This window comes from Paracoccus marcusii, from assembly GCF_006151785.1.
Classification (GTDB): domain Bacteria; phylum Pseudomonadota; class Alphaproteobacteria; order Rhodobacterales; family Rhodobacteraceae; genus Paracoccus; species Paracoccus marcusii.
Genome location: NZ_VDDD01000149.1, coordinates 1 through 7,328, shown reverse-complemented (window position 1 = coordinate 7,328; position 7,328 = coordinate 1). Strand labels below are relative to the sequence as shown.

Here is a 7,328-nt window from a genome sequence, read left to right as displayed (position 1 = left end):
CCCTCGTGATGAAGATCAGCAGACAGCAAAAACAGAGCTTACGTCAGTGCCCAGCTTTCGGGGGGGCAACTCAATCCGTGCGCTCGCGGCGATCCCGGATACTTCGATATCCGGACGGCGCGTCGCACGAGAGCAATCGGCTCGAATCGAGCGTCAAGGGAAGCTTGGAACGATTGTCTCATACAACGGCACCGAACTAACATCGACCGCCATCCTGCGGTGGTGTTCCCAGCATCGGATCGAGTGGCACTGCATCGCGCCGGGAAAGCCGATGCAAAACGGCTTCGTCGAGAGTTTCAACGGTCGGATGCGCGATGAGCTGCTCAATGATACCATGTTCCGCGACCTGGCTCATGCGCCTGTTGTGATCGCTGACCGGGCCGCCGACTACAACACCGAGCGCCCGCATTCGGCCTCGGATTACCAGACCCCGCCTGACTACGCGCTGGCCGTCACCACCGCAATCGCCCGCCCCGCTGCGCGAGATGAAAGCTCCGCGCGTCGAGCGATTGCTCAACCCGGCAGGTCATTGCGACCCACCCTACTAATCATTTTCCAGCGGTCAGATCGGTCGACCTCAGCAATGCGACAAACCGAGAAAGCGTCGACCGGACGGCGCGTGCATGAAATTGGTCGGGCCGTGTGCGGGCCGCTAGCTTCGGTCCGATGATCCAGTAGACCCTCACAAACAAGCGACCGGCCCCCGTCTTGATCAGGTGGTTGTCGCGGAACGCGCGCAACGCAACGACGTCGGGATGCCAGGGATTTCCATAGGCGGACGTTGCGACGAAACAGGCGCCGCCAGAGGCGGATTCCTCATCCTGATCTGCGTAGGGATCGTCCGGGTCGGGGGTGTGGGGATCGTCGGCAACCGGCGGAACGTAGGGCAGGTCGTCTTCGTCGACCGGTCGGACGGGCAGGTCGTCGTCCGGAAGACCCTCGTCATCCTCTCGCAGTTCCAGACGAGCCATCGTCGCTTCCAGCTCGTCGAAGTAGATCGACGTACCCTGCTGGTCCGGCTGATCGAAGTGTCCCTCCCCCTGGCGAAAGACCTCGACAACTTGGTCATGCGTCAGCCCGTTCAGATAACTGTCCGTCACCTCGACGATCCGATCATGGTCCATGAAATCAAGGACCTGTTCGTGAAGCATGTCGATCCGCTCGGCCTGACCGGCAAGAATGACCTGGCTTCCGTCGGGGAGCCCAACCACGATGTCGCTGTCGATCACCTGCGATGCGTCGCGAAGTGCCCCCGCATCGGCGAAGGCTCCGCCAAAGCCGATATGGTCCAGGGTCGAAAAATCCAGGACGGACGCATCGCCGCCATTGCCGACCAGGAACAGGTTTCGTCCGCCGCCGCCTTCAAGGACGCTGTGATCCCGCGGGTCGTCGCTGCTGGCCACGATCATGTCGTCGCCGTCGCCGCCTGTCACGGTGTCGTCGCCGCCATCCGCGAAGATCACGTCGCCCTGATCCGATGCCACAAGAACGTCGTCCCCCCTGCCGCCGGACAGGACATTTTTGCCGCCGCCCCCTTCTATCGTATCATCGCCGACATGGCCGCGCAGGATGTCGTGACCCAGCCCGCCGACGATCAGGTCGTCGACCATCCCGGTGGCCGGATCGGTGACGTTATGCGCCCCCTCGATGACCAGGTCGCGGCGAGGATCGGAGACCACGACGACCAGCATTTCTCCCGGTCTCAGATCGTGGCGATCCTGAACGCCGGGGCCGGAAACGACGTTCATGTCGGCCCGCGCGTCGGCAATGCCGTTCGCGCCCGTCACCGTGCGTGCAGATTCGTCGAACCAAGGTGAATGCGGCGAATCCGCAGGCGTCAGCGTCCGGACAGAGACGTGCATCCCGTCAGCGATGCCCCCAAGATCGACCCTGCCCGACCCGTTGGTCGGATTGTGCAGGAAGACGATCTTCTGGTTGTCATCCGCGAAACCGGAGGCGCCGATCCCGTCGGTCACAGCGATGTCCTGCAGGGCATTGGCATCGGTCATGGTGGTCTTTCCGACCAGATGGCTTTGCGCGATGTCGTAGATCTGCCCCATCGGCGTTGCGATCGCGACGATCTGTCCGCCGTCGCTCTCCGCCGTGGGAAACCGGGTGTCATAGAACTTGTTCGACAACCAGTCATAGGTGATGCCCCAATGGTCGATCGAATCAACGCCAAGATCCACCGCCTTTGAGAACGCGTCGATCCACGCCGCACCTTGGTCGATGCCGACGGCCGTGTTCGCGCCGATGTTGAATTCCGAGAGCGAGAACTTCAGATCGCTGGAGAACCCCTCGAACCGCTCAAAGACCTCCATCGGGCGGATCGCCCAGTTCAGGTTCTGGGTGATCGTGCTGGCATCCGGGTAGCTGTGCTGAAAGACCGTGTCGATCATTCCGCGATGTTCCAGCGAGATCTTGGAGATGATGTCCGTGGACTCCTGCGGCCCGTCCGCGGTCCATCTGCTGTCCGCGCCCTGCGTCGCGCGCCACTGGACCCCTGCCTGAACGCCCAGGCCTGGGGCATGCCAGTCGGACATGTCGTCCGACAGCCGTTCGATCATGTCGTTGAGCTTGGGGATCTGCGCATTGGCGATCGCGCCGTATTGATGGCCCGTCAGGCTGCCCCAGGCCTTGCTGCCCCAGTATTCGTTGCCGATTTCCAGGTCCCTGACCACGGCGTCGGGAAACGCCTTCAACGCCGTCTCCAGCCTGTCGACATAGCGGTCGAACCCCGAGTGATCGAAGACGCCCCCCTGCTTGTCATAGAACTGGAAGGTCGGCACGACCACGGTCATCGCCTTGCCGGTCAAGGACGCATATTCCAACGCTTCGTTGATGGTCATGACATAGTTTTCGCTGCCGGGTTCGATCGGATCGCCGAACATCCGCGCCAGTCCGCCATTCGCCCAGGTCTGATCCTCGGTCACGCCGCCGCCGGGATAGCGAAACCCCGAGAAGTCGATTTCCTTGAGGGTTTCGGCAAAGGGCTGGCCATCCTTCAGACTGTCCCGCGTCAAGATGATGTTCGCGCCGAAATGAGCGTCCGTGATGAGTGACAAGGCGGTCTCCTTCAAGCCTGACCTGCGCTTGTTGCCGAAGGAGTGCCTGTCGACGCGCATGCGCCGATCCGCGTGGTCTGATGCGTCGGCCCGATCGACGCTATGCAAGAGCCCTTGATAAACCGTGAAGACGCAGCGGATTTCGACATGGCATCAGACTTGCGACCTAGGCCTACATCGCAGTGGCCGCTGCTGAGCATTGCCCAACCTGTACGCTAACTCGGCCCCGCACCTTTCGCTGAAACCTGACGATGACGCATTCCATCATCGTAGCCTTTTGAAATTATGAGTATTCTTGGAATTCAAGCAGCTTTCGGCCGCTTTGCGATGAATGGGGCGCGCAAAATAGGTGCCGCTGCTGTGCGTCCGCGCCGGCGCTGTATCCAGAAGGTTGTTCCGAATGAATCTATGGTGCGAGGATTCAGCGTCGCGAATGCTGGTGACAGCCATAGTTCTTCAGAACAAACCAACACTTTGTGCGAGACAGCGCTTCGCCCAAAAGCTGCGCCTAAAGATGCGCCTGATATGGCATCGCGAAGGCGCATCCGCGACGCCGCACCGTTACACGCTCTGGCCTGCATCCACGCCCGCGCCTGCTGTGCTATCAAGCAGGGAAATACCCAACTGCAACGCGGCACCGATGGCCTTGGTCAGAACGACGTCAGGCGCGCCCGCGAACTGACATTCCTTCACCACGGGTGCGTCCCTGCGAAGGCAGGCCGCAATGCAGACATATCCCGCCGGCTTACCCTGATCGTCGTCCGGACCGCCCACGCCGGTGATCGCCAGCGCCAGCCCGGCGCCGGGGGCCGCATCCAGCGCACCTGTGGCCATCTGCCGGGCCACCTGCGGGTCATAGACCGTGCGCTCTTGGATCAGCTGTGCGGAGACCCCAAGCGCATTTACCTTCATCGACGGGGCATAGGTGACAAAGCTTCCCTCCAGCGCGGAGGAACTGCCTGACACGCCCGCGATGCTTGCAGCAAGCAGGCCGCCTGTGCAGGATTCCGCCGTCACCACGCGGCAACAACGCCGCTCCAGCAGCTTGCAAAGCGTGCCGGCGGACGCGTGCAGATCGTCGGGAAACCCGATGTCCACCCGCTGCCTGCGCAGGATGGCGGGGCGGAACAGCCTTTCGTCCAGCCGGTCGATCAGCGCAAGCCGATCGGCTTTCGGATGCGCAAGATTGATGGGGTTGACGCGCCTGAACCAGGTCCGTCCCAGCCGCGTCACGACGGTCGACACGATCCTCTGCGCATGCGGATCGTCGTCTGTCCCCAAGCGCGGCTGGACATCGGCCATATCCATGTCGGGACCGTCCTTGCGCGCCTGATCCAGGGTAAAGACCACGATGTCCCATTCCAGATAGGTCGCGCCGATCTGCGCCTCGTCTCCGGCACCTATTCCCAACCCATCGGTCGGCTTGGCGCGCCACGTGTGCTCAGGGACGCCGCTATTGCGGGCCAGCCACGGAATCTCCCACGACTTGAGCAGACCCTGCACCGGCGCCAGATCGCCCACATCGCCATGCAGCGTCCAGAAGCCCGCCCCCAGCTCCGAAAAGTTGTCCGTGCTGGCGACCAGGCCCCCGAGCCGGTGAGCCTGGTCGTAAAGCGTCATCATGCGCAATCGGGCGCGCAGGTTGCCCCGACGGGTGCGTGCCCCGTCATCATCGGCGGTCGCGATGCCGGGGTGCAGTCGGGCCATGGCGGACACCATGGCGTCGTACTCCGCTGACAGATCCAGGTGAAAGTGTTCAAGGCCCAGCGCCTTGCAGGCGTCGATGCCGCGGTCGGTCTCCTCCGGCACCTGATGGATGGGCAGGGTCAGTCCGATGACCTGCCAGCCCGCCGCCTTGAGCAGCGCCGCGGTCAGCGCCGAATCGACGCCACCCGACATCCCTAGGACCGCCGCTCCAACCCCGGCCTGCAGGCGATAGTCCTGCAATTGACCGATCAGGTGATCCTGCACCCGCTGCAACGCCGGCGCGGGAAGAAACAGGCCGTCCTTCACCTGTTCGGCGAATTTACGCGCGAACCAAGGCGACAGCGCCCCTGCCCGGTCCTGTCGCGAAAGGTTCAGAATTTCCGTTTCCAACATGGTGCACCTGCCTTGGATTGGACCCGTATACCCATCCAAAGGAGCATTTTGTTCCCGCGCAACCGGACGGACTTCGAACCCCGGTGCCCGCTATGCGGTCGCATGATCCCAAGGCGGCACTGACTGCCAATCCGGACAATACTGCGTCCCAATCATCAGCGTTTGAGACGCCGCCTCGGGGCGAGCCGCAGGAGTTTTCAGATTTTATCACTGCGACGTAAAGGAGCCGCCGTAGAACCCGCCTTTCGATCACCCTGCTCGTGGCACGATGCTCAAAAGCAAAGACCGCTCAATTAGCCCCAGCAGCATTCCGGCTGCCGCGCGGAATGACTTCTATTACGCCCGCTGGTCACAGCCAAGGACGCCGATGCGATCTAAAGGCCGGGGCAAAGTCGGGGCGCCGTCAAAGGGAACTTCGTAAAGCGGACAGACGAACGCCCGAATGCGCTCGAAGATCGACGAACCGCAACCGGAGTTTGTCATGCGAAGCGTCCGGTCGAACGCCTGCCCCACGCCCCTTTCGTCAATGGTGCGTCAATGTCCGTGCCGGGAACACTCCGAACCTGCGATGGCACTGTCGGGAAAAGCGAACTGAGTGGACAACGCCCGCCTCGGCGGCGGGTTAGGTCACATTCGTCCGCCCGGACAGCAGATCGGCACGGACATGATACAGGCGGGCCTGCGCCAAGCAGTTGCGCGGCGCGGGAACTCCGCATTCCCCAAACGCCAGCTGCAACGATCTGGGGCTGCAGTTCAGCCTGCGACAAATCGCAATGATGCCCACCGGCTCGGCATGGACCGCATGCATCAGTTCGATCGACTGCCCGACCCTGCGCCGCCCCGCCCGACACGGGGCACCCCGTGGGCGCGGTAAGGCTGGCCCCAAGATCGCTTGGGGCATCAGCAAGCAGGGCGGACAGATGCCCGAAGGTCTGGTCCGCGACAGCCCCAGCGGCCCCATGTTCAGCCAGCGACGGTGTCTCGCTGATCACGCACCGCTGATCCGCGACCTTCGGCATCCGGGGCACCTGCCCGCAGCGGGTCAACTCCGCCGGCAGATCGCTCAATCGACAGGCCTGCCGCAGGGCGGCGCGGGGAACTGTCAGAAGGTCCGCCAGATAGGGCGGCGATGGCCGGCCGCGCTGGACCGTGGTGCGCCGACGGCTTGGATCAAGGACCAGCACACGGTTCGCGCTGACCCCGAAGACTTCGCCCCTTACCTCGCTGTGGACGGTCCTGGACCATGGCACCGTCCGCCTTCGGACAGGCTGCACTGTTGGTGTGGCCATAAGGACGATGATTCACGACATGCAATGTCCGACGATCCCATGCGCGCTGGAACCCTTGGGTCCAACAGGAACGAACGACGTGATGAGACGACCTATCGCATGGCTGGCCGCGGTGACGATGGTGGCCGGCAGTCCGACAGTCGCCGACACCATCCCCCACGAGACGGTCCGCCTTGCCAGCGGGACCTCGGGGACCACCATGGCGGGGCAGGTCAAGTGTTATGACAGAGTCCAACACGCGATGGGCGTGACGATGGGGCAAAAGCCGGACGTGCAGCTTGATAGCGGCAATTCCAGCCTGTATTTTACCATAACCGCCCTCGTGCCAGCGCTGCGCTGTGCAAGCTGCTTTCAATCGCGCGCTCGTCTTTCTCCTACACGCCCAAGGGCGGGCCGAACAAAACCTCGGCCTGATGCGGCGGATCGACGAGCAATTCCTTGGAGACCCCGTTCTTCGGCGTCCGGCAAATGACCCGGCAGCTGCGTAACGACGGTCACTGGGTGAACGAGAAGCGGATTCGGCGGCTGATGCGCTTGATGCCGATCTACCAGAAACCCAATACCAGCAGGCCGGCATGGGGCCACAAGACCTATCCATATCTGCTAAGAGAGTTGCCGGTGGAACGTCCGAACCAGGTCTGGCGCCCGGACATCACCCCCCTGCCGGTGCGGCGTGGCGCTCGGCATGGCCTCGAACCGGTGACGGCTCATGCCTCACTCTACCTCATGGCGATCATGGACTGGCACACGCGCAAGGTTCCATCTTGGCGGATCTCGAACATCCTCGAATCAGACCGTGTTCTGTTGATTTCCACCCAGAACTGAGCCGGGTTTTCCATCGAGAAGTGAGCCACCTCTGATTATGGATATAGGG

At 62.7% G+C, this 7,328-nt stretch carries 3 protein-coding genes and 1 pseudogene; 2 read left to right on the top strand and 2 right to left on the bottom strand.

Going from position 1 to position 7,328, the window contains the following annotated elements; all coding sequences use genetic code 11:
• A pseudogene (locus FHD68_RS16480) lies at positions 1 to 520 on the top strand (transposase family protein); the annotation flags it as partial.
• Positions 521 to 548: 28 nt separating this feature from the next.
• Here the strand turns inward: FHD68_RS16480 and FHD68_RS16475 are convergent.
• Positions 549 to 3,065 (bottom strand): calcium-binding protein, encoded by a 2,517-nt coding sequence (locus FHD68_RS16475; RefSeq protein ID WP_127898090.1) that lies wholly within the window; start codon positions 3,063 to 3,065, stop codon positions 549 to 551.
• 561 nt (positions 3,066 to 3,626) lie between these two features.
• Positions 3,627 to 5,165: an NAD(+) synthase gene (nadE, locus tag FHD68_RS16470; RefSeq protein WP_127898089.1), complete on the bottom strand. Its 1,539-nt coding sequence runs from the start codon at positions 5,163 to 5,165 to the stop codon at positions 3,627 to 3,629.
• 1,727 nt (positions 5,166 to 6,892) lie between these two features.
• On the opposite strand from nadE, the gene FHD68_RS16465 reads away from it, so the two are divergent.
• The gene (locus FHD68_RS16465) at positions 6,893 to 7,279 is read left to right on the top strand and encodes an IS3 family transposase (protein ID WP_127898088.1); all 387 of its coding nucleotides are present in this window, start codon (positions 6,893 to 6,895) and stop codon (positions 7,277 to 7,279) included.
• Positions 7,280 to 7,328 lie beyond the last annotated feature (49 nt).